At 69.8% G+C, this 19,119-nt stretch carries 19 protein-coding genes; 16 read left to right on the top strand and 3 right to left on the bottom strand.

The window, feature by feature from the left end; translation table 11 throughout:
• Positions 1 to 60: 60 nt before the first annotated feature.
• Positions 61 to 663 carry a hypothetical protein gene (locus tag BSP109_RS07325; RefSeq protein WP_101599850.1) on the bottom strand — a complete coding sequence of 201 codons (603 nt, stop codon included), beginning with the start codon at positions 661 to 663 and terminating at the stop codon, positions 61 to 63.
• A gap of 169 nt (positions 664 to 832) precedes the next feature.
• On the opposite strand from BSP109_RS07325, the gene BSP109_RS07320 reads away from it, so the two are divergent.
• From BSP109_RS07320 to BSP109_RS07310, 3 genes are all read left to right on the top strand, one after another.
• Positions 833 to 1,129, top strand: coding sequence for a hypothetical protein (locus BSP109_RS07320; protein ID WP_087006417.1), 297 nt, complete (start codon positions 833 to 835; stop codon positions 1,127 to 1,129).
• A gap of 93 nt (positions 1,130 to 1,222) precedes the next feature.
• The gene (locus BSP109_RS07315; RefSeq protein ID WP_101599849.1) at positions 1,223 to 3,316 is read left to right on the top strand and encodes a sensor histidine kinase; all 2,094 of its coding nucleotides are present in this window, start codon (positions 1,223 to 1,225) and stop codon (positions 3,314 to 3,316) included.
• Between the two features lie 4 nt (positions 3,317 to 3,320).
• On the top strand, positions 3,321 to 4,058 hold the full coding sequence (locus tag BSP109_RS07310) for a response regulator (protein ID WP_087006434.1): 738 nt from the start codon (positions 3,321 to 3,323) through the stop codon (positions 4,056 to 4,058).
• A gap of 103 nt (positions 4,059 to 4,161) precedes the next feature.
• Here the strand turns inward: BSP109_RS07310 and purB are convergent, their stop codons facing one another.
• Positions 4,162 to 5,589, bottom strand: a complete 1,428-nt coding sequence (gene purB, locus BSP109_RS07305; RefSeq protein ID WP_101599848.1) for an adenylosuccinate lyase — start codon at positions 5,587 to 5,589, stop codon at positions 4,162 to 4,164.
• Positions 5,590 to 5,794: 205 nt separating this feature from the next.
• Between purB and BSP109_RS07300 the strand changes: the two genes are divergently transcribed.
• From BSP109_RS07300 to BSP109_RS07270, 7 genes are all read left to right on the top strand, one after another.
• Positions 5,795 to 6,154: a hypothetical protein gene (locus BSP109_RS07300; protein WP_143275840.1), complete on the top strand. Its 360-nt coding sequence runs from the start codon at positions 5,795 to 5,797 to the stop codon at positions 6,152 to 6,154.
• Positions 6,151 to 6,951: a hypothetical protein gene (locus BSP109_RS16895; protein ID WP_143275839.1), complete on the top strand. Its 801-nt coding sequence runs from the start codon at positions 6,151 to 6,153 to the stop codon at positions 6,949 to 6,951. The genes BSP109_RS07300 and BSP109_RS16895 overlap by 4 nt, the downstream gene beginning before the upstream one ends.
• On the top strand, positions 6,948 to 8,594 hold the full coding sequence (locus tag BSP109_RS07290; protein WP_101599847.1) for a hypothetical protein: 1,647 nt from the start codon (positions 6,948 to 6,950) through the stop codon (positions 8,592 to 8,594). Before BSP109_RS16895 ends, BSP109_RS07290 begins: the two co-directional genes overlap by 4 nt.
• A 332-nt stretch (positions 8,595 to 8,926) precedes the next feature.
• The gene (gene pdhA / locus BSP109_RS07285) at positions 8,927 to 10,075 is read left to right on the top strand and encodes a pyruvate dehydrogenase (acetyl-transferring) E1 component subunit alpha (RefSeq protein ID WP_101599846.1); all 1,149 of its coding nucleotides are present in this window, start codon (positions 8,927 to 8,929) and stop codon (positions 10,073 to 10,075) included.
• Position 10,076: 1 nt separating this feature from the next.
• Positions 10,077 to 11,054 (top strand): alpha-ketoacid dehydrogenase subunit beta, encoded by a 978-nt coding sequence (locus BSP109_RS07280; RefSeq protein ID WP_087006404.1) that lies wholly within the window; start codon positions 10,077 to 10,079, stop codon positions 11,052 to 11,054.
• A 31-nt stretch (positions 11,055 to 11,085) separates the two neighbouring features.
• A complete protein-coding gene (locus tag BSP109_RS07275; protein WP_101599845.1) occupies positions 11,086 to 12,579 on the top strand; it encodes a dihydrolipoamide acetyltransferase family protein in 1,494 nt (497 codons plus the stop codon).
• Between the two features lie 193 nt (positions 12,580 to 12,772).
• Positions 12,773 to 13,186: a Fur family transcriptional regulator gene (locus BSP109_RS07270; RefSeq protein WP_087006399.1), complete on the top strand. Its 414-nt coding sequence runs from the start codon at positions 12,773 to 12,775 to the stop codon at positions 13,184 to 13,186.
• A 9-nt stretch (positions 13,187 to 13,195) separates the two neighbouring features.
• Here BSP109_RS07270 and BSP109_RS07265 read toward each other — a convergent pair whose 3' ends face one another.
• Positions 13,196 to 14,179, bottom strand: coding sequence for a hypothetical protein (locus BSP109_RS07265; protein ID WP_087006397.1), 984 nt, complete (start codon positions 14,177 to 14,179; stop codon positions 13,196 to 13,198).
• A 527-nt stretch (positions 14,180 to 14,706) separates the two neighbouring features.
• Here BSP109_RS07265 and rpmB point away from each other — a divergent pair.
• The 6 genes from rpmB to BSP109_RS07235 all read left to right on the top strand — a co-directional run bounded on the left by rpmB (position 14,707) and on the right by BSP109_RS07235 (position 19,098).
• On the top strand, positions 14,707 to 14,943 hold the full coding sequence (gene rpmB / locus BSP109_RS07260; RefSeq protein ID WP_087006394.1) for a 50S ribosomal protein L28: 237 nt from the start codon (positions 14,707 to 14,709) through the stop codon (positions 14,941 to 14,943).
• Complete coding sequence (rpmG, locus tag BSP109_RS07255; protein ID WP_087006391.1) at positions 14,943 to 15,110, top strand: 50S ribosomal protein L33; 168 nt, start codon at positions 14,943 to 14,945, stop codon at positions 15,108 to 15,110. Before rpmB ends, rpmG begins: the two co-directional genes overlap by 1 nt.
• A gap of 6 nt (positions 15,111 to 15,116) precedes the next feature.
• Positions 15,117 to 15,422, top strand: a complete 306-nt coding sequence (rpsN, locus tag BSP109_RS07250) for a 30S ribosomal protein S14 (RefSeq protein ID WP_087006388.1) — start codon at positions 15,117 to 15,119, stop codon at positions 15,420 to 15,422.
• Positions 15,423 to 15,542: 120 nt separating this feature from the next.
• The gene (locus tag BSP109_RS07245) at positions 15,543 to 15,827 is read left to right on the top strand and encodes an HU family DNA-binding protein (protein WP_087006385.1); all 285 of its coding nucleotides are present in this window, start codon (positions 15,543 to 15,545) and stop codon (positions 15,825 to 15,827) included.
• A gap of 140 nt (positions 15,828 to 15,967) precedes the next feature.
• A complete protein-coding gene (locus BSP109_RS07240) occupies positions 15,968 to 16,819 on the top strand; it encodes a nitrilase-related carbon-nitrogen hydrolase (protein ID WP_087006381.1) in 852 nt (283 codons plus the stop codon).
• 20 nt (positions 16,820 to 16,839) lie between these two features.
• On the top strand, positions 16,840 to 19,098 hold the full coding sequence (locus BSP109_RS07235; protein ID WP_101599889.1) for a cytochrome c oxidase assembly protein: 2,259 nt from the start codon (positions 16,840 to 16,842) through the stop codon (positions 19,096 to 19,098).
• Positions 19,099 to 19,119: the final 21 nt, after the last annotated feature.

Genomic DNA, 19,119 nt, shown 5'->3' with positions numbered 1-19,119 from the left:
TTCCCCCGCCGGTCTCCCGTGCTGCCTGTTCTTCGTGCGCGCTGTCCGTTCCCGTGCTCGTCAGTGCTCTCCCGCACTGGAGACACGCTGACCGGCTTCGAAGCGTCCGTCATGGAACCTGTAGACCTGGACCGACCAACCGGAGGGGCAGCAGACCTCGTCCGCAGGAGCGTAGCGCTTCTCCTGCTTGACCAGGGTCCCTCCGCGTCCGGGAGTCAGTGTGAGATCGTGCCCTGAAACTACCAGCTGGAGGGACGGTTCGCCGTCCTGCTCGCCGATGACGGCGGCGGAGAAGACGGTGTCGGTCCCCGGCTCCGTCACCAGCGCGACCTGGAAGGGGGTGCCGTCGATCTCCAGTGCGGTGCCCAGCGAGATGCACTCGTCGCAGTAGAGGAGGGCCTCCGTGGTCTGCGAGTCGATGGTGTGGGACCCCGTCGACGGGCGATCGAGCAGGTGGGAGCGGATGTCTTCGACGTCGAACGGCAGGTCCTCCGGAGCGACCGTCGTGTCCGGGGTGGCGGCGGCCTGATTGGGCTGCGCGGTCGCCTCGACCCGCAGGCCCCTGTCCGGGCTGTAGAAGAACAGCAGTGCCAGGAGCGCGACGAGGATGACTGCGGTGAACAGCGCAGCCCATCCGGGCAGTGAGAGCCGAGGTCGGAACACGTCTTCAGTGTGCCACGGCGGACGTGCCTGCGGTCGTGGGTGTCAGTTCATAGGTGCCGGGTCGTGGGTGACGGGTCATAGGTACCGGATCATGAGTGACGGGTCAGGAGTGCCGGGTCATGGGTGCCCAGGGAGATGCGGGACCACTCGACGGTAGACTGGGGTCATCATGGAGAAGCAGAAGACTCGGCGTCCCGACCGTCACGCGGGCAGGAAGAGCGTGCCTTACAAGGACGCGGTTCGGTTCGGCCTCATCGCGGCACTCGTCACGTTCGTCGTGAGCTCCGTCGTCACGCAGGGGAGCCGGTTCTCGCAGGAGGGCTTCGCCGCCATCGCCCACCTGGGGCTCCCCGCGCTCCTCGCGGGGGTCGCGTTCGTCGCCGCCACCGCAGTGGCGATGCTCCTCAACTGGGTCGTCTCCCGCAAGGACGTGGAGCCCACTGTGGACAAGCCCGTCCTCGACTGAGCCGGTCCACTCGCGCCTGCGGTCGGCCTCGTCGACCGTCGCGTCGAGGTCCGCGGGCCCGGCGAGTGCGCCGACTCGTGCACAATTGAGGCGATGTCCCCCATCATACGATCGTCCTCCGGACGCACGGAACCGGCACGGCCCGCGGCCGACCGGGTGCCGGGGCTGCCCGATTCCACCCCGCAGGGCGGGCAGGCGCGGCGCCGACTCCCGTTCGCGGATGCCGGAGTCGCGGGGCGGATCATGTTCGCGAACGGCGTCATGCTGGTCGGCATCGTGCTGCTCGTGACGACGCTGCTCTACTTCGTCATGAGTGAGCAGAACGACCGTCGCGCAGAGGACCAGTTGGGGAACACCGCGGAATCGCTCGCGCGCTCGACGCTCGTCGTCGACCACATCGTGTCGGTCGAGGCGGGCAAGGACTCAGGCGATGAGGAGCCGCTCCCCGTCTTCCTCAGCGGCACTCCTGAGAACGCGGAGATGATGGACCGGCTGGACGCCATCCGCGCTGACTACGAGGTGGACCTCGTCGAGGTCATCCCGCGCTCAGAGCTGGAGCGCAGCGAAGGGCTGGGCGGCACCGGAGTGGGTGCGGCGAATGTGCCCGAGGAGCGCCCTGCCGTGGTGACGTCGAACAGCGCGGGCGATTCGCATGCGCGCGCCGCCGTCTCCCGCCTGGACCTCGAGGAGCTGAGTGAGGGGGAGACGAGGGTCCGCTACATCGACGGGTCCGTCGACCTCCTCGTGGCCGCCGCCCCGATCATGGCTCACCCGTCGGATGCCGATGCAGCCGCCGGTGCCGACGGGAGCTCGTCCCGCACGCCGATGACCCGCTCGGACACCACGGCGGCGTCCGGCGACGCAGGGGAGTCTGCCGAGGAGCCGGAGGTGGTGGGAGCCGCGGTCGTGGGCCTCTCCCCGGACGCGGTGCGCGGGGGCTTCGTCCCCCAGGCGCGCACGATCTGGCTCCTGGGCGGCCTCACGGTCGTGCTGGGCGTCCTCGCGAACTGGATGACGCTGCGTGGTCTGCGCCGCGTCACGGGCGACTACGGCACGAAGGAGCTGGGCGCCGTCCTCGACTACTACTCGTCCGTGCTGCGTGCGGTGTCCGAGGGCCTCGTCCTGGTGGACCGCAGCCAGGGAGTCGTGTTCTTCAACTCGGAGGCGGCAGAGCTGCTCGGCATGTCGGACCAGCGTGCGCGGACGCCCGTTCCCCTGCAGGACATCGACCTCGACCATTCGCTCAAGGCGCTCCTGGCGGAGGGCCGCTACGCCCGCGACGAGATCCACTACACGACCCGACGCATCCTCGTCGTGAACCAGCAGCCGGCGTCGACGGCCCCCGACACCTGGGTCATGACGATGCGCGACCACACGGAGCTCCAGGAGCTGATCGGAGAGCTCGTGTCCGTGCGCTCGTTCTCCGAGTCGCTGCGCTCGCAGACGCACGAGTACGCGAACCGCCTCCACATGATCGTGTCGCTCGTCGAGACCGGTTCGTTCGACGAGGCCGTGGAGTTCGCGACGCGTGAGATCGAGCAGGCCGAGCGGCCCGCCGACAACCTGCTGGACGGGTTCGACCATCCGGTCCTCTCCGCGCTGCTGCTCACGAAGATGTCCCAGGCAGCGGAGCAGGGCATCCGGATGGAGCTCGACACCGATGAGCTGCGCGGGTCGATCACTGCGGACGATCGGGACCTCGTCACCATCGTCGGGAACCTCGTGGACAACGCCTTCGACGCGGTGAGCGTCGGGACGGTCCCCCCGGACCGGCGGACGGTGCGGGTGCGGTTCTCCGGGGCCGGGGACTCGGGCCTCGTCATCGAGGTGAGCGACGACGGCCCGGGCATCGCCGAGGACTCGCTGGACGACGTGTTCGAGCGGGGTTGGTCGACGAAGCACGACGGGGTCGCCGGGGACACCGGCGCCGGACGGCTCGAGCACACCTCGCGCGGGGTGGGGCTGTCGCTCGCCGTGCAGGCCGTCCGGCGGATGAAGGGCGCGATCGACGTCCAGGCGTCCGGGACCGAACTGGTCGATGAGGCGGAGCTCGCGGACATGGCCCCGCCGCTCAGCGGCGCGCTCTTCACCGTGTGGGTGCCGGGTGCCCCGCAGGAGCCGACGCACGACGTGATGCGCCCTCTGACCGGGGATGATGGCGCGGGAACGCCTGGGGATCTACGGTGAGCGCATGAGTGAAGCAGGTGATCCGACGGGGCGCGGAGAAGCCCCGTTCGGAGTTCTCGTGGTCGAGGACGAGGAGATCGCGGCGAAGGCGCACGCGTCCTACGTCGACCGCGTCGACGGCTTCCGCCTCGTCGGGATCGCGCGGAACGCCCAGCACGCCCTCGCCGCGCTCACGGACCGGATCATCGGGATCGACGCCGGCCAAGTCGATCTGGTGCTGCTCGACATGAACCTGCCCGACGGCCACGGGCTGATGCTCGTGCGCAGCCTCCGCGCGCGCAAGGTGCCGGTCGACGTCATCGCGGTGACCGCTGCACGCGATATGCAGGTCGTGCAGGAGGCGCTGTCCCTGGGAGTCGTCCACTACATCCTCAAGCCGTTCACATTCCCGGTCTTCAAGACCAAGCTCGAGGCGTTCCGCAGCTTCCGCCTGTCACTGGGAGCAGAGCAGGGCGGGAACGGCCAGATCACCCAGTCGCAGGTGGACGCCGCCGTCGAGGGCCTGCGTGCAGGGACCGGCCCGCAGCGGGCGAAGGGCGTGCCGGACGCCGTGCAGGACCAGATCCTGGGACTCCTCGCCGACGAGGGGCACTCCGCGGCAGAGGCAGCCGACCGGATCGGAGTCTCCCGCGTGACCGCCCGCCGCTACCTCGAGGCGATGGCGGACGTGGGGCTCCTGGAGCGGAGGCCGCGCTACGGCAGTGCGGGCCGCCCCGTCCTCGAATACGTCGCGATCGCCTGACGGCGGAGCCGACAGTAAGGACCGAGGCCGAGGCGGCTCGGACCGAGGCTGCTGGGACCGGGGCCTCCGGGCTCAGGTGCCCGGGACCTCGGCTGCGGTCGGTTCAGCGGGAGGCGCGCCAGGAGGCGGTCTCCTCCCGAGCGATCTCTGCGGCGATCCCCACGTACGAGCCGGGCGTGAGCGCCGCGAGGCGTGCGGCATCCTCGTCGGGCAGCCCGAGCCCGCCCACGAACTCCCGGAGTGCGGGGCCGTCGACGCGGTGACCGCGGGTGAGCTCCTTGAGCTTCTCATAGGGGTTGTCCATCCCTCCCACACCGCGGAGGAACGCCGCGCGCATGACGGACTGGATCGCCTCCGCGAGCACCTCCCAGTTGCGTTCGAGATCCGCGGACAGGGCGTCGGTGTTGCATTCGAGGCGCCCCAGGCCCTTGACGAGGTTGTTGAGCGCGAGCAGCGAGTGGCCGAACGCCACACCGATGTTGCGCTGCGTGGTCGAGTCCGTGAGGTCGCGCTGGAGCCGTGAGGTGGTGAGCGTCGACGCCAGCGAATCCAGCAGGGCGTTGGAGATCTCGAGGTTCGCCTCTGCGTTCTCGAACCGGATCGGATTGACCTTGTGCGGCATGGTCGAGGAGCCGGTCGCGCCCTCGACGGGGATCTGGGTGAAGTACTCCATCGAGATGTAGGTCCACATATCCGTGGCGAGGTTGTGGCAGATGCGGTTGAAGCGGCTGATGTCCGCGAACAGCTCCGCCTGCCAGTCGTGCGATTCGATCTGCGTCGTCACGGGGTTGAAGGTCAGGCCCAGGTGCTCGACGAAGCTCTGCGCGATGCCGGGCCAGTCGACGCCGGGGGAGGCGACGACGTGGGCGGCGTACGTACCGGTCGCGCCGTTGATCTTGCCGAGGAATTCGGTCTTCTCGATGCGATCCAGCTGGCGGCGCAGGCGGTGGATGAACACCGCGATCTCCTTGCCCATGGTGGACGGCGTCGCCGGCTGCCCGTGCGTGTGGGACAGCAGCGCTGTGTCCGCGAGCTCCTCGGCCATGTCTGCCAGGGAGTCGACGAGCGTCCGAGCGGTCGGCAGCCAGACGTCCTGGACGGCGCCCCTGATCCCCAGCGCGTACGAGAGATTGTTGACGTCCTCCGAGGTGCAGCAGAAGTGGACGAGCTCCGAGAGGTCGCCCGCGCCGATCTGATCGAGGAACTCCTTGATCGAGTACTCGACGGCCTTGACGTCGTGGACCGTGACGGCCTCGAAGGTCCGCAGCTGGTCGATCGTCTCCGCGTCGAACCCTGCGGCCCACTCGCGCAGCTGCGTCTTCTCGTCCTCGAGCAGCTCCCGCGTGCCGCGCACGGCGCCGGATTCGGCCAGGTGGATGAACCATTCCGCCTCGACGTGGACCCGATTGCGGTTGAGCGCAGCCTCGGACAGGTAGTCGATGAGCGGAGCGGCGTCGGCGCGATAGCGGCCGTCGAGCGGGCTGAGCGCGAGGGCGGGGTCGATCTGGGCGAGCTGCACACGGTTCGTCATGCGGCGATTCTCTCACGCGGGTGCGTGCGCACCCGAGGTCACCGTCCGGTACGCGGACGGCTCCCCGCGCGCACGGGTCCCTGGGGACCGGCGCGGCCGCATCCACAGGTCGCGGGCGGAGGTGGTGCACCGAGCCGCACGGGCGAAGGGTGTCAGGAGGCGAGGGGCCGGGCGGCGGAGAGCACGTGAGGGAGAGGTGGGCATCGTGACGGGTATCGAGGGGGCTGCGGCCGCGGTGATCGAGGCGCTCGAGGCGGACAGGGCGGTGTGGGTGGCGCAGGCAGGTGAGATCGGCGCGATCGTCGCTCGCAGTCAGGACGCGCAGCACGTGGAGTGGAGCTCCTCGTCCAGCGGAGCATTCAGGGACGCGCTGGCCGGCTGGGTGCGCGACGGGCACGATCTCATGAGTCTGGCCGACGACGTCATCGTCGCGATGACTGCCCACATCGATGCGCTGCGCGAGGTCGTGGACGCCCTCGCCGCGGCCGCGGCAGCGGGAGGCGAGGGGCCCGGCCTGCCGCTGCCCGGGCTGGGGAATCCCGTTCCCTTCGGAGGTCTCCTGTGAGTCGGACGGATGCGCCGGACGGCCGGCGGGTCTGGTGCGCGGTGAGCGCGCTCGACGTCTTCTCCGCATCACTGAGCCGCGGTGGAGGCTGGCCCACGGTGCTGCGTCCGGCATCGGTCGCGCAGAGGCTCGATGCCGCAGGCTCTGCTACGGCGGGGTCTGCTGCGGCGGGCTCTGCTGCGGCGGGCTCGGCTGAGGCGACAGCGTCATGCGCGAGGACTGCTTGGCCTCCCTCGGCTGCGGGTGAGAGGCCGGCGCAGGGCGCAGGACTCTGCGACCGCGTGATGGGCTTCGCGGACACGGCGCCGGTGCGCGCGGTCCACTGGTTCCTCGGACCGCGCGGGACGCTCATCGCCGAATCCGCGTGGGGGAGTGCCATCGCCGCGGTCCTCGTCGGCTGGGCACCCCACGACGACGGACGTGCGCAGGGTCGCCACGGAGCAGCAGCCGAGGTCGACGTCGCCGGCAGCCATTCTGCGGAGCGCCGTGCGCCTCTGCCCGGGGCGCTGCTGCTCGGCGTGTTCGACACCGCGGACACCGCGCGCCGCCTCGCAGAGCTCGTACCGGAGCCCGCACATGCTGACCTCGCAGTCGTGGGGCGGTGGGCGCTGCCTGACGGATGCCCTCCCATGCGTGTGCACTCCGTCGTCCATCCGGAGCCTGGAGTGCTGCGACGGGAGCTCGTCACACAGCTGACTGAAGCGTTCGAACGCTCGCAGGAGGGTGCACGGCAGGAGGGTGCGCAGGCCCGTGCCGAGGCCAGCACACGTGCCCGTGTGCAGGACCCGCGCCGATGAGTGCGGGGCCGGCGCAGGATGTCACTGTCACCGGCGGGTCGGGTGGGACGACGGCGCGTCTGGACGACATGCGGGCAGGTGCCGACGTCCTCTCCGCACGCGCCGAGGAGTTCGAAGCGGTGCTCGTGACGCTGGCGCGTGCGGAAGCGGACGCGACGGTCCTCGCGCTCGCCGCGTCGCCCGTGACGGGAGCGGCGCTCGAGGTCGCGTGCGCGCGGTTCTTCGCCCGGTCGGCGGGCGCGGGCCTGCGGATCCGGGGCATCGCCTCAGCGCTTCGGGGATGCGCGGACGCCTATGAATCCGCCGATGCGCTCATCGCGGCCTCCTTCGCCCTCGTGCTCGACACCGCCGCGAACGTGGCGGGACACATGGTGCGCGCTGTCGTGTTCCATCCCGTCACGATGCTCGTCGTCGGGAGTGCGGCGGTGCAGGGGCTCGTGGTCGGCACCGGTGTCGTCCATGTGTGGAATGCGGCGAAGGACGCGGGAGTCCTCGAGCACATCGAGCAGGTCACCGGGATCGACGTCGACGAGGTCGCGGAGCACGGAGCGGAAGCGGTGCTCGGCGTCCTGGCGGACGGTGCCGTGTGGGTGGTGCAGGGTGCAGGAGAGCACTCGGAGCTCACCGGGGCGGCGATGGAGCACGTCCTCCCGGGCTTCGTCGCAGGGTTCCTGGGCGTCCCTCCGGGCCTCGTGTTCACCCCTGCGGACTGGGGTGCGATCCCGCGGGACTCGCAGACGCTGACCGGCTTCGTGCTCGCAGGCCTCTCGCCGTTCGGGTTCTTCGGGGACCAGAGCCTGCTGCCGGATCCGCAGCATCGCCCACCGGTCGACGTGCGCGAGGTCGACGACGGTGACGGTCATGGACGGCCCGGCGGGGCCTCCGCAGGCCACGCGCACGCACCGGGGTCGGTCCGGGCGCTCTGGGAGCGGCAGTGGGCGCAGTCGCGGGGACGGGACAACGGGCGGGTGCGGGTCGAGCAGATCGAGGGCGCGGACGGTCGGAGGAGGCACATCGTCTACGTGCCCGCGACGACGCAGAACACGCTGCGTGCGGGGCAGGAGACCACCGACCACACGACGAACCTCGAAACGGCATCCGGTCGACGCTCCGCACAGCACGAGGTGGTGCGGACCGCCATCGAGGAGGCGGGGGTCGAGCCCGAGGACGAGGTCATGCTCGTCGGCTACTCCCAGGGCGGGCTGGTCGCCGCGTCACTGCTGGCGGATGAGGAGTTCCGTCAGCGCGTCAACGTCACGACCGTGTTCACGGTGGGGTCGCCCGTGTCGGACTTCGCGCCGCCGGACGGGGTGGACATGCTGTCCATCGAGCACGAGCAGGACCTGGTGCCCGACCTCGATGGCGCGCGCAATGCGGATACGGCGGACTGGGCGACGCTCACGGTGGACCTCGACGAGGCGGAGCAGAGGGAGGCGCTCGCCGGGAAGGGGTGGAGCCAGGAGCGGATCGACGCGGCCTTCGACGGGCCCGTCTACGCACACGGGGGCGAGCTCTACGACAACACCCTGACCGGCCTGGAGGAGAGCGGGCACCCGGAGCTCGCGCAGTGGCAGGAGCGCAACAGCCGGTTCTTCGACGGACCGCTGGGGAGCACGCACTCCTTCGAAGGCACGCGACCGTGAGCATCACCGTCACGCGACCGTGAGCATCGCGTGCCCATGGCACTCTGACCTGCGAATACTTGGACATAAAAGTATGACGTCAGAGTGATTGTGGGCGATCGCAGGTGGTCGCTGAGGGGGCTGTTCGGAACCTCTAACGCGGAATGCGCGGCCGTACGTTGGGAAGCACGACAGTAGAACGACTCAGGTTGGCACGGCTCACGCGCTCAGGTATCGTAAATCCCACGATGTGAAACGCATCACGACAGGAGTGCCCACACAACCGTGGACACTCCACCATCCGAGCGCTGTACCCACACCCGGGAGCAGCGTCCAGGAGAGGAGAAGGAACGATGACGTCCGAGATTTCAGCGGGAGCGCGTGCGAAGAGGCAGGCGGGACCGCACATGATTCAGATGCTCACCCCGGAGGGGGAGCGTGTCAGCTCAGGCGAATACGACGTGTTCGCGGCTGAACTCGACACGCAGGACCTCTTCGGCTTCTACCGCGACATGGTGCTGGTGCGCCGCGTCGACGCGGAGGGCCAGGCACTGCAGCGCCAGGGCCAGCTGGGCCTGTGGGCGCCGCTGCTGGGCCAGGAGGCCGCGCAGATCGGCCTGGGCCGCGCGCTGCGGAAGCAGGATTTCGTCTTCCCGACGTACCGCGAGCACGGCGTCGCATGGACGCGCGGGATCGACCCCACGGAACTGCTGGGCATCTTCCGGGGCCAGAGCCACGGCGGGTGGGACCCGCAGGCCAACCGCTTCCACACCTACACGATCGTGATCGGCTCCCAGGTCCTCCACGCGGCCGGCTACGGCATGGGGATCCAGATGGACGGCGACGTGGGCACCGGTGACATCGATCGCGATTCGATCGCAGTCGCCTGCTTCGGCGATGGTGCGAGCTCGCAGGGCGACGTCTCGGAGGGCCTCACGTTCGCCGGCGCGTTCAACGCCCCGGTCCTCTTCTACTGCCAGAACAACCAGTGGGCGATCTCCGAGCCCACCTCCATCCAGACTCCGACCGCCCTGTACCAGCGGGGCAAGGGCTTCGGTATCCCGGGCATCCGCGTCGACGGCAACGATGTGCTGGCGACCTACGCGGTGGCGCGCGCCAGCGCGGACTCGATCCGCGCGGGCAACGGGCCGCTCCTCATCGAGGCCTTCACGTACCGCATGGGTGCGCACACGACGGCCGACGATCCCTCGAAGTACCGCAGCGATGCGGAGACGGAGGCGTGGGCGGCGAAGGACCCGATCGTGCGGCTGCGCCGCTACCTCGAGAACCAGGGCGTGACCGCGGACGAATTCGCGGCGATCGACGCGGAAGCAGATCAGATGGCCGCCCGCATCCGCGCCGCGTGCGTCGAGATGGCGCCGCCTCCGCCCGCAGAGATGTGGACGCACGTCTACAGCGAACCCCACGCACTGGTCGATGAGGAGCGCGACGCCTACCTCGCCTACCTCGACTCCTTCGCCGACGTGGAGGAGCACGCCTGATATGACGAGCACCATGCCTCTGTCGAAGGCGATCACAGCGGGACTGCGCAAGGCGATGGAGGATGACCCCAAGGTCGTGCTCATCGGCGAGGACATCGGGAAGCTCGGCGGCGTGTTCCGCGTGACCGAGGGCCTGCAGAAGGACTTCGGCGAGCAGCGGGTCATCGACGCGCCGCTCGCGGAGTCCGGAATCGTCGGCACGTCCATCGGAATGGCGATCCGCGGCTTCCGTCCCGTGATCGAGATCCAGTTCGACGCCTTCATCTTCCCGGCCTACGACCAGATCGTCACCCAGGTCGCGAAGCTCCACGCCCGCACCGGCGGCAACGAGAAGATCCCCGTGGTCATCCGTGTCCCGTACGGCGGCGGGATCGGTTCCCCCGAACACCACTCCGAGAGCCCGGAAGCGGTCTTCGCGCACCATGCGGGCCTGCGGGTCATCTCCCCGTCGACGGCCCACGACGCGTACTGGATGATCCAGGACGCGATCCGCAGCGACGACCCGGTGATGTTCTTCGAGCCCAAGCGCCGGTACTGGATGAAGGGCGACGTCGACACGGACGAGCGCGGTGCCGCGACGCACTCCGCTCAGGTCGTGCGCGAGGGCACCGACCTCACACTCGTGTCCTACGGACCGCTCGTCCCCACCGCTCTGGATGTCGCGAATGCGAAGGCCGACGAGGGTGCGAACGTCGAGGTCATCGACCTCCGCAGCCTCAGCCCGATCGACTTCGACACCGTCGAGCAGTCGGTGAAGCGCACCGGTCGGCTGGTCGTCGCCCATGAGGCCCCGGTGTTCCTGGGGCTGGGCGCTGAGCTCGCCGCGCGCATCACCGAACGCAGCTTCTACCACCTCGAGGCCCCGGTCCTGCGGGTCGGCGGGTTCCACACTCCCTATCCGCCGTCGAAGCTCGAAGAGCACTACCTGCCCGACCTCGACCGCATCCTCGACGCCGTCGACCGGTCGCTCGCCTACTGAGCCCGGTCGACCGAGTCTCCGAAAGGACACCATGTCTGACGTCTTCCTCCTCCCCGATCCGGGAGAGGGACTCACTGAAGCCGACATCGTCTCGTGGAAGGTCGCCGCAGGCGACGCGGTGACGGTCAACCAGATCCTCGTCGAGATCGAGACTGCGAAGTCACTCGTCGAGCTCCCCAGCCCCCACGCGGGCACGATCGGCGCCCTGCTCGTCGACGAGGGCGAGACGGTCGCGGTGGGTACGCCCATCGTCCGCTTCGGCCCGGTGGGCGGGGAGGACCCTGCCCCGGCCACCACCTCGGGCGCGGAGGCATCCGCCGCCGAGGCCGCTCCCGCCGAGCCGTCCGAGGAATCCTCGGGCGCCACACTCGTGGGCTACGGGGCAGTCGCCTCGTCGTCCCGGCGCCGCCCGCGCAAGGCGGCGGCCGGCGGTGCAGCCGCACCGTCCGCGCCCGCCCCGTCCGGGAGTCCGGCGACCGGTGGCGCGGCCCCTGCCGCGCCCGCGGCCGCCGTCCCGCCGCCCGATGACTTCTCTTCCGCCGCGGGGGGTGCGCCACAGGCCGGGGGCGACAGCCGGCCGATGGCGAAGCCGCCCGTGCGGAAGCTCGCGAAGGAGCACGGCGTCGACCTGGCGGCCGTGACACCCACCGGGGCGCGCGGCGAGGTCACACGGTCCGACCTCCTCGCGCACCTCGAATCCGGCGGTTCCGCAGGCACGTCGACAGCCGGTGGCGCCGCAGTCGGTGCCGCTGCAGTCGGTGCCACCGCCGGCGCAGCGGCGGCCGGAGCCGCAGCGGCGAGCGTCGGGGCGGGTGCCTCGGCGGCGAACGCGTCGCGCGAGGAGCGCGTCCCCGTCAAGGGCGTGAAGAAGGCCATGGCCAACGCGATGGTCACCTCCGCGTTCACCTCACCGCACGTGACGATCGGCGTGGAGGTCGACGTCACCGGCATGATGGATCTGGTGCGCCGGCTCAAGGCCGACCGCGCACTGGGCGATGACGTGCGTGTCTCCCCGCTCCTCATCATCGCGAAGGCGGTGACCCGGGCGGCGATCATGTACCCCTACATGAACGCCCGCATGGACGGTGACGAGGTGACGCTGCGCCACTACGTGAACCTCGGCATCGCCGCGGCCACGGACCGCGGTCTGATCGTGCCGAACATCAAGGATGCGGACGCGATGGGGCTGGCGGATCTGGGCCGCGGCATCGGCGAGCTCGTGGAGGTCGCCCGGTCGGGGAAGACCCCACCGGCAGCGCAGTCCGGCGGGACGATCACCATCACGAACGTGGGTGTGTTCGGCGTGGACTGGGGCACTCCGATCATCAATCCGGGTGAGAGCGCGATCGTCGCCGCGGGACGAGTGCAGAAGAAGCCCTGGGTCGTCGGGGATGCCATCGTGCCGCGCGAGGTCATGACGCTGACGGTCTCCGCGGACCACCGCGTGGTCGACGGCGAGACCATCTCGAAGTTCCTCCGGGACGTCGCCGATGTGCTCGAGGATCCCGTGCGCCTCATCTTCTGACGCGGTGCCCCGTGCGGGGCACCGGCAGGACGCAGATGCGCATCTCTGTGCTGCACAGAGCGCGGGCCGGTGACGCGGGCCGGAAGCGCTGTTATCCTGCCGAGCAGGCGGTTGCGACGGATTCGGGCCGCTCTTCGACGGTTTCGGGCCGTGTGACGAAAGGGTAGGGGTGTCGCCTCATCAGAACGCGCCGATGCGCCGGCGGAGGCGATCCGCTCAGCGTGATTCGCTGGTCGCGATCATGGATCGTGATCGCCGGCTCATCTCTGCGCAGGAGCTGCACACGAATCTTCGCGCCGCAGGCGCAGAGATCTCACTCGCGACCGTCTACCGCCACCTGCTGAGCCTCAGCGAGAAGGGCGAGATCCACACGGTCCACGGTCGCGACGGCGAGGCACTGTACCGACGCTGCGGCGATCGCCTCCACCACCACCTGCGGTGCCACGGCTGCGGGCGGACGGAGGAGATCACGGCGCAGGTGGAGCAGGACGCGATGCTCTCGGCCGCCGCAGACGCGGGCTACGACGACGTGCAGTTCACGATCGAGCTCGCGGGCCGCTGCGCCGTCTGCCGGTCATGCGGCGACCAGGGGCATCGGGACGCCTGACGAGACGACTCAGTCGTTGAGTGCGGTCGTCCCGTCCGGGCCCTCGGACGTCGAGAGCTTCTTCGCGAAGCAGTTGTCGCGGTCCAGGCCCAGGTTCGTGCAGGTCGCGAGTGCCTCGTCGGGACTGTCGTAGGGCTCCGCGAGGACGGTGACCCAGAAGTCCGCGAGCCGGAAGCTGCTCCAGTCGCCGCTCCACAGGAGGATCGCCTCCGGATGCCGCCTCTGGTTCTCCTCGAACTCCTCCAGGATCGCCTGGTCGTCCCACGTGCGTCCGTTGGCCTCGAGCCCCGGCTTCTTGGCGCTCAGCTGCACGACCCACTGATCGGCGAGCTGCTCCTCTGCGACACGGGTCCCGTCGGTCACGTGCGCGCTCAGCTGCTCGTCCGCCGTCGCGGGAGCGCCTCCCGTGTCGTCGGGTGCGGGGCTGTCCGCGGCCGAGGAGGAGCCCGGGGATTCGATGTCGGTCGCCTGGATGCCGCGGTCCGGTCCGAGGAACGCGACTCCCAGCCCGATCCCCAGCGCGAGGACCGCCAGCGTCGCGATCACGCCGATGAGGACGGGGCCGGTGCGTCTCCGGCGGACGCCGTGGTCTCCCGGGGCAGCGGCGGAGGTCCGCCCGGCTGCGGTGCCGCCCGCGGATGCGGAGGCGGCGCCGGGAGCCGCAGGGGCGGGGCCCGCAGTGGGCCGCTTCGTGGGGCGGGGAGGGACGGCGCCGTGGGTGACCGGGGCCTCGGCGGGGGCGCCCTGTGCCCGGGCGGGGTGCGATGGGACGGAGCCCGACCCGGACGGGCCGTGCGGGGGGCCCTGCTGTGCGGGGAGTTCCGCGGAATGGCGCGCGATGTATTCGTAGTAGGTGGACCGGTCGTGCGCTGCGGAACCGCCGGCACCGGGTGCGTCTGCTCCTCCCGTGCGCGGCCCCGAATACTCGTGCTCGAAGCTGTGGGCCTTGCGGATCCGCGGACGGGGCGAAGAGGGTGGCTCCGGGGAGCTCATCGGGCCCCGAGCGTTCGGTGCCCGACCCTCACGGGGTCTGGCAGGAGATGCATGCTGTCACTCTTGCACGCGAGGGCGGGTGCGGCAACACCGACCGCAGGCACGCGAGTACGGGTGGGCGGACGCGACCGGCGGGGAGCGCTCCAGCGCGACTTGCCGCACGAGGGCCCGCTCGCATAGGATTGTGGACTGTTGTGAACGCGGCGCGTCGTCCTGCACGATTCGCCGCACGTGCTCATTGAGCGCTGCACGTATGCTAGGCCCTCTCTCACAGGCTTCGGCTACAGCGCTGGTGAGACATCACGTGCCCCGTCACTCGACGAGGCGCGTACGCACACCCGCACCGGGTGTCTGCATATCACCGCTCGCGGTTCCAGAGGCGTGTGCCCGCACACGCAGGAGCTGCACCCGGTGGAATCTGTGCTGATGTCTGCGAAGGATGCAGGCAGACGATCGGATCAGCGCGTGTCCGCACGTGGGATGCCGGTCGGTGCTTCACCGCCGCCAACTGTGAACTGGAGGAAGTCATGGCAGCAACCTGCCAGGTGACCGGGGCCGTCCCCGGTTTCGGACACAACGTGTCCCACTCGAACCGACGCACCAAGCGTCGCTTCGACCCGAACATTCAGAAGAAGCGCTACTACGTGCCGTCTCTGCGCCGCAACATCACGCTGAACGTGTCCACCAAGGGCATCAAGCTGATCGACGCGCGCGGGATCGACGCTGTCGTGAGCGACCTCATCTCGAAGGGAGTGAAGCTCTGATGGCAAAGGCCCAGGACATTCGCCCCATCATCAAGCTGAAGTCGACTGCCGGCACCGGGTTCACCTACGTGACCCGTAAGAACCGCCGCAACAACCCGGACCGCATCGTGCTCAAGAAGTACGACCCCGTGGTCCGCAAGCACGTCGATTTCCGAGAGGAGCGCTGAGCGCACATGGCTAAGAAGTCCAAGATCGCACGCGAGAAGCAGCGTCAGGTCATCGTGGAGCGCTACGCCGAGCGCCGCGCCACGCTGAAGCGCCAGCTGGTCAGCCCGGACAGCACCGATGATCAGCGCGAAGAGGCCCGTCTGGGCCTGCAGAAGCTGCCCCGCGACGCGTCGCCGGTCCGCCTCCGCAACCGCGACCAGGTCGACGGCCGCCCGCGCGGTCACCTCCGCAAGTTCGGCCTGTCGCGCGTGCGCTTCCGCGACATGGCGCACAAGGGCCAGCTGCCCGGTGTGACGAAGTCCAGCTGGTGATCTCCTGAGGATCCGCGTGCCGGATCCTCTGAACGGGGGTCGACGTCTGGTAGTTTCGGACCAGTCGTAACCCGAACACAGCACTGAAGCAGTACTCCAGTCCTGAAGGAGGACACATCCATGGCTAAGAACCGCAGCGAACTGGTTGCAGAGGTCGCAGAGAAGTCCGGTCTGACCCAGAAGCAGGTCTCCGACGTGCTCGACGGCGTCTTCGAGTCCTTCACTGAGGCTGTCTCCAGCGGCGAGAAGCTCACCATCCCGGGCTGGCTGTCCGTCGAGCGCACCGAGCGTGCAGCTCGCAAGGGCCGCAACCCGCAGACCGGTGCCGAGATCGAGATCCCGGCAGGCTACTCCGTGAAGCTGTCCGCCGGTTCGAAGCTCAAGGCTGCTGCCGGCACCAAGTGACACGAGTGCGCTCACGCGCATGATCGCCGAAGGGCGGTCGGGATCCTCCGGGACCCGGCCGCCCTTCTGCATTCAGCCGGCACTCTGCGACCACCTGCCCGCGTTCGCCCGCGGTCATCCCGCGGCGATACCCTGGGGCCATGCGCATCTCTGGAATCCAGCTGGGTTACGACGACCACGAAACGCTCGCAGACCGCGTCGTGAGGGCCGCGGACCTGGTCCGCACCCAGCATTCGTCCGACCTCATCGTCCTGCCCGAGCTGTGGCCGTCCTCCGGCTTCGGCTACCGCAGCTGGGGCCCCGCCGCCCAGACCCTGGACGGCCCGATCGTCACAGCCATGCGCGCTGCGGCACGGGACACCGGCGCCCACCTCCACATGGGCTCCCTCATCGAGGGGACTCCCGAGGCCCTCGAACGGCTCGCCTCCGTCGACCACGATGTGAAGCGCCTGCCCGAGCTGCCCGACGGCGAGCGCGGCCTGTGGAACACCTCGGTGCTCATCGACCCGGCAGGGGAGATCATCTCCGTCTACCGCAAGATCCACCGGTTCGGCTTCGGCAACGGTGAGCCCAAGCTGCTCGAGGCCGGTGAGGACATCGTCACCGCGCCGATCGAGGTCGACGGGCGGACCGTGACGCTGGGTCTCGCGACGTGCTACGACCTCCGCTTCCCCGAACAGTTCCGCGCGCTCCTCGATGCAGGTGCAGAGGTGTTCGTCGTCCCCGCGGCCTGGCCCGCGCCGCGCGTCGATCACTGGAGCCTCCTCGCCCGTGCGCGCGCCGCAGAGGACTTCTGCGCGATGGTCGCTGTGAACACCGCCGGCTTCCACGCGAAGACCCAGATGGGCGGGCACTCGGTGATCCTCGACGCGTCCGCGAGCGTCCTCGCGGAGGCCGGACCAGACGAATCGATCATCACCGCGGACATCGACATCGAAGCGATCCACTCCCGCCGGACGTCGTTCCCCGCGCTGGGCGACCGACGGCTGTGACGGAGGGTGTGCGGAATGCGGTGAGTGCGTCGGCCAAGGCGACCCCGGCGACCCGCGGCGACGCGACCACGGGGATCGAACCCCAGGTCCGGATCGCCGCGGTCCCGCTGTTCGTCCTGATCGGCGCTCTCGCGGGCTCGATCGGACTCATCGCGACGGGAGCGGCAGCGCCGACGGTGCTCGCGGACTCCGGCCCGCTGGGCCGGTGGGGCCTGCCGATCGCCGAGTTCGTCTTCAACTCCGCGATGGCGCTGACCATCGGCTCCCTCCTGCTGGCCGTCGTCGTGTTCCCACGCACCACCGGACGCAAATCCTCCCGCATCGACCCCGAATGGAATCGTCTGCTGGGCGTCGCCCAGGTGGCCTCGGCGGTCTGGACCCTCTCGTCCGTCGCCGTGCTCGTGCTGACCTATGTCGACACCGCGGGTGCTCAGGCGTTCCAGGGGGAGTTCTCCGGTCAGCTGTGGTCCTTCATCACGGAGATCGACCTGGGCCGCGTCTGGCTGGCGATCGTCGGCCTCATCGCCGTGGGCTCCATGCTGGTGTTCGGCCTGCGCTCGTTCGCCGGAGTGGCAGCGGCTCTCGTCGTGTCCGCGCTGCCGATCCTGCTGCTGTCGATCCTCGGCCACTCCGCAGAGGCCGATGGGCACATCGAGGCGGTCGGCAGCCTCTCGATCCACCTGGTCGGCGTGGTGATCTGGCTGGGCGGCCTCCTGTCGCTCGCGCTCATCGCACCCGGTCTCACGCGTCGTGCGGACCTCGGCTCGATCGTCGCCCGCTACTCGACGATCGCGCTCATCGCCTACGCGCTGGTGATGTACTCGGGACTCACGAACGCGCTGCTGCGCGTGGGCGGGATCGACGACTGGCTGACACCGTACGGGGTGGTGCTCGTCACCAAGCTGGCGCTCACGATCCTGCTCGGCTTCGCCGGATGGTCCCATCGCCGCGCGGTGATCGGGCGACTGCCCGGCGCCGTCCCCGCGCCGACCGCGCCCCGGACCGGGTCCGACGCACCCGCCGCGAACCGCGAGGGAGCAGCGAGCCGTGCGGGAGCAGCGAGCCGTGCGACGGCCTCGGGCGCGGCACTGCTGTTCTGGCGACTGGTGCTGGGAGAGATCGTCCTCTTCGGTGCGGCGACCGCGCTGGGCGTGGTCCTGTCGCGGACCGCGCCGCCCGTCCCGGACGAGCCGCCCGCCGAGCCGACTGCGTTCCAGATCCTGTCCGGCGAGACTCTGCCACCGGAGCCCACGGCCGCCCGGTACTTCACGGAGTGGCTCTTCGACCCGATCTGGGTCGTCATCACGGTGGGCGCGGCGGTGCTCTACCTGCTCGCGGTCAAGCGGCTGCGCGATCGCGGTGACTCCTGGCCGATCCACCGGACGATCTGCTGGCTGCTGGGGCTCGCGGTCCTCTTCTACGTGACCTGCGGCGGCGCGTCGGTCTACGGCCGCGTGCTGTTCTCCGCCCACATGCTCCAGCACATGGCACTGGTCATGATCGCGCCGATCCCCCTGGTGCTCGGGGCGCCGGTCACCCTGCTCATGCGCGGACTCGCGCCTCGTCGGGACGGATCGCGGGGCGTGCGCGAATGGGTGCTCGCGATCGTCCACTCGCGCTATGCGAGGTTCTTCTCGCATCCGATCGTCGCGGCGATCAACTTCGCGGGCTCGCTCATCGTCTTCTACTACTCCGGCATCATGTGGTACGCGCTCGACACCCACATCGGTCACGAGCTCATGATCCTGCACTTCCTGGCGGCGGGGTACTTCTTCGCGCAGTCGATCATCGGCGTCGACCCGGGGGTGAACCGCTATCCGTACCCGGTGCGGCTCCCGATCCTCCTCGTCACGATGGCCTTCCACGCCTTCTTCGGCATCTCGATCATGTCCTCGACGGCACTCATCGCCGGCGACTGGTACGGGAACGTGGGCCACGGATGGGTCAGCGCGATCGAGGATCAGGCGCGCGGCGGAGAGATCGCGTGGGGGATCGGCGAGTTCCCCACACTGGGGCTCGCGATCATCCTGGCCGTGGAGTGGTTCCAGTCCTCGACACGGGAGGCGAAGCGCAGCGATCGCGCGGAGGACAGGTCCGGCGATGCGGAGCTGGAGGCGTACAACGCCATGCTCGCCGGACTCGCCGCGGCGAACGAGGGGCCCCCGAAGGGGAGTACGGGTGCCCCGGTGGGGAACGGGGAGCGCTCGAAGGAGAACGGGGAGCGCTCGACTGATCGTTCCCGACCGCCACAGGCCGGGAGCCCTCCCGCGGAGGAGTGAGCACCGCTGCTGCGGACGGCC

It is taken from the genome of Brevibacterium sp. Mu109 (genome assembly GCF_900169375.1).
Classification (GTDB): domain Bacteria; phylum Actinomycetota; class Actinomycetes; order Actinomycetales; family Brevibacteriaceae; genus Brevibacterium; species Brevibacterium yomogidense_A.
The sequence above is the reverse complement of the archived record's forward strand: the minus strand, read 5'-3'. Positions and strand labels throughout refer to the sequence as shown.

What these genes read in the sequence shown, in the direction of transcription:
- BSP109_RS07270 (WP_087006399.1), top strand. Translation starts at nt 12,773, where the DNA reads ATGCGCCGGCGGAGGCGATCCGCTCAGCGTGATTCGCTGGTCGCGATC.
- rpmG (WP_087006391.1), top strand. Translation starts at nt 14,943, where the DNA reads ATGGCAAAGGCCCAGGACATTCGCCCCATCATCAAGCTGAAGTCGACT.
- BSP109_RS07315 (WP_101599849.1), top strand. Translation starts at nt 1,223, where the DNA reads ATGTCCCCCATCATACGATCGTCCTCCGGACGCACGGAACCGGCACGG.
- rpsN (WP_087006388.1), top strand. Translation starts at nt 15,117, where the DNA reads ATGGCTAAGAAGTCCAAGATCGCACGCGAGAAGCAGCGTCAGGTCATC.
- BSP109_RS07245 (WP_087006385.1), top strand. Translation starts at nt 15,543, where the DNA reads ATGGCTAAGAACCGCAGCGAACTGGTTGCAGAGGTCGCAGAGAAGTCC.
- BSP109_RS07265 (WP_087006397.1), bottom strand. Translation starts at nt 14,179, where the DNA reads ATGAGCTCCCCGGAGCCACCCTCTTCGCCCCGTCCGCGGATCCGCAAG.
- BSP109_RS07290 (WP_101599847.1), top strand. Translation starts at nt 6,948, where the DNA reads ATGAGTGCGGGGCCGGCGCAGGATGTCACTGTCACCGGCGGGTCGGGT.
- purB (WP_101599848.1), bottom strand. Translation starts at nt 5,589, where the DNA reads ATGACGAACCGTGTGCAGCTCGCCCAGATCGACCCCGCCCTCGCGCTC.
- pdhA (WP_101599846.1), top strand. Translation starts at nt 8,927, where the DNA reads ATGACGTCCGAGATTTCAGCGGGAGCGCGTGCGAAGAGGCAGGCGGGA.
- BSP109_RS07240 (WP_087006381.1), top strand. Translation starts at nt 15,968, where the DNA reads ATGCGCATCTCTGGAATCCAGCTGGGTTACGACGACCACGAAACGCTC.
- BSP109_RS07310 (WP_087006434.1), top strand. Translation starts at nt 3,321, where the DNA reads ATGAGTGAAGCAGGTGATCCGACGGGGCGCGGAGAAGCCCCGTTCGGA.
- rpmB (WP_087006394.1), top strand. Translation starts at nt 14,707, where the DNA reads ATGGCAGCAACCTGCCAGGTGACCGGGGCCGTCCCCGGTTTCGGACAC.
- BSP109_RS07280 (WP_087006404.1), top strand. Translation starts at nt 10,077, where the DNA reads ATGACGAGCACCATGCCTCTGTCGAAGGCGATCACAGCGGGACTGCGC.
- BSP109_RS07320 (WP_087006417.1), top strand. Translation starts at nt 833, where the DNA reads ATGGAGAAGCAGAAGACTCGGCGTCCCGACCGTCACGCGGGCAGGAAG.
- BSP109_RS07275 (WP_101599845.1), top strand. Translation starts at nt 11,086, where the DNA reads ATGTCTGACGTCTTCCTCCTCCCCGATCCGGGAGAGGGACTCACTGAA.